Annotated in this window: 1 protein-coding gene and 1 pseudogene; both read right to left on the bottom strand. The window is 71.3% G+C overall.

The genetic code is table 11. From position 1 onward, the window contains the following. Window positions 1-195: pseudogene (locus ACY5KJ_RS15505) on the bottom strand (hypothetical protein); the annotation flags it as partial. 203 nt (window positions 196-398) lie between these two features. After that, entirely contained in the window at window positions 399-1277 is an 879-nt protein-coding gene (locus ACY5KJ_RS15500; protein WP_462203670.1) for an undecaprenyl-diphosphate phosphatase, read from the bottom strand. Window positions 1278-1944 lie beyond the last annotated feature (667 nt).

The following is a 1944-nucleotide window of genomic DNA, read 5'->3' as shown; positions in this document are numbered from 1 at the left end:
GGCGGCGGATCGACCGGCGGCGGATCGACCGGCGGCGGATCGACCGGTCGCGGCGGGGCCGGACCCGCCGACGGGCATGGACCCGTTGGCGGACGCGGGGGCGTCGATGGACGCGGGGTCGCCGACGGGCGCCAGGTCCCGGTCGTCGAACCGTCCCGGAGACAGCCGCGATCCCGCGGCCCCTCGCCGAATCATGGCGTCCTCCACGCTCCGTCGCGGTCGCTGCCGGAGGCTCGGCAGCGGAATCGGTATCGGTTTCCCGACCGACGTCGGGCGGGCCTCGGACTCGTTCGGATATGTCCCGCAGACACCTTCACCGTCTGCACACGCGGACCGCCGACCCTCACCGTAGTTGACGGGCGTAGGCACGTGGGTCGCGCCTGGGGCTCCCCGCCCGTTCAGCCCGGGGGGGCACCGGCGCCGGGGCTGAGGGCGCCCCCGGCCAGCAGGGAGAACAGCAGCAACCCCAGCCCCACGCGATACAGCACGAAGGGCGCGAAACTGCGCGTCGAAATGTACCGTAGGAACCACGCGATCGCGGCGTACCCGGTGGCGAACGCCACGAGCGTGGCGAGGATCGTCGGGCCCCAGGCGACGTCGGCATCCTTCCCACCGATGGAGCGCAGTTCGAAGACCCCGGACGCCAGCACCGCCGGCATCGCCAGCAGGAAAGAGTACCGGGCCGCGGCCTCGCGGGTGTAGCCGAGGAGCAGGCCCCCGCTGATCGTCGCACCGGACCGGGAGACGCCGGGGATCAGCGCGGCAGCCTGGGCGAGGCCATAGAAGAGCCCGTCACGCACCGACAAGTCCTCGAGCACTTTGCGCGGGCGGGGCGGCGAATGACGACCCTGCGGCCGCCCCTTCGAGGCGTACCAGTCCGCGCCGCCCAGGATCAGGCCAAGCACGATCAGCGTCGTGGCAATCAGCCGCAGGTCGCGGAACGGGCCCTCGATGGCGTCCTGCAGCGTCACCCCGAGCAGGCCGATCGGAAGGGTGCCGAGGATGACCAGCCAGCCCATCCGGGCGTCGGGGTCCTTACGCATCGCCCGGCGGGTGAGCGAGCGCGCCCACGCCGCCACGATGCGGGCGATGTCCTTACGGAAGTAGATCAGCACGGCGGCCTCGGTGCCGATCTGGGTCACAGCGGTGAACGCGGCGCCCGGGTCCTCCCAGCCGGCGAGCGCGGCGGCGATGCGCAGGTGGGCGCTGGACGAGACCGGGAGAAACTCGGTGAGCCCCTGAACGAGACCGAGGACCGTCCCCTCGAAGAAGTTCATCGACGCGCCGACCTGGCCCACGAGCCAGACGAGTCCGGCCTACCCGGCCCATCCGGTCCGTTCAGCCCGTCCGGCGAGGCCGCCGGGTCCGGAGGCCACGCGGAACGACGATCGGTCTGCCGGCTCCGCGCCCGACCTGTTCGCGTCATCCACGCACACCCGACCACGGCTTCACCGTAGCGAAGGGTGAAGTGCGGGCGGATGCCGGGTGACGGCGTCCCCGCCTTCTCCGATCCTCCGACCTGGTCCGATCGACCTGGTCCGATCGGGGTTCCGCCGGATCGGGCCGAGCCCACCCCGCAGCAGGCCCCCCACACGGGCTGACCTGGCGGTTCGTCGGACAGTCACGGACCGCGACGAACGGGCGGGTTCATGCTCTGGCCATGCAACCGAACGAGATCGCTCGCTTTCTGTTCATCTTTGGCCCGCACCGCGTCACCCGGAAGTACGGACCGCCCGCCTCGTGGCGGTCTGGCGCGCCCCGATCAGGGCCGGGGAGCGACACAGTACGCATAGGAGGTTGCACGATGAGTCATCTGCTCGCGAATGTGATCATTGAAGTGGTCGGAACAGCCGTGATCCTGGTTCTGACCAGTCTGGTGCGACGCTGGCTGGGCCAGCCGGCCGCTCGCCCCGCCTGATCCGACCCAACCCGGCCTCCCCCGAC

Source organism: Frankia sp. CcWB3, assembly GCF_977927595.1.
Note: the sequence above shows the minus strand (reverse complement) of the source record. Positions and strands in the feature narration are given on the sequence as shown.

Excerpts from the sequence above, each read along its gene's own strand:
- ACY5KJ_RS15500 (WP_462203670.1), bottom strand. The coding sequence starts at position 1,277 with ATGAACTTCTTCGAGGGGACGGTCCTCGGTCTCGTTCAGGGGCTCACC.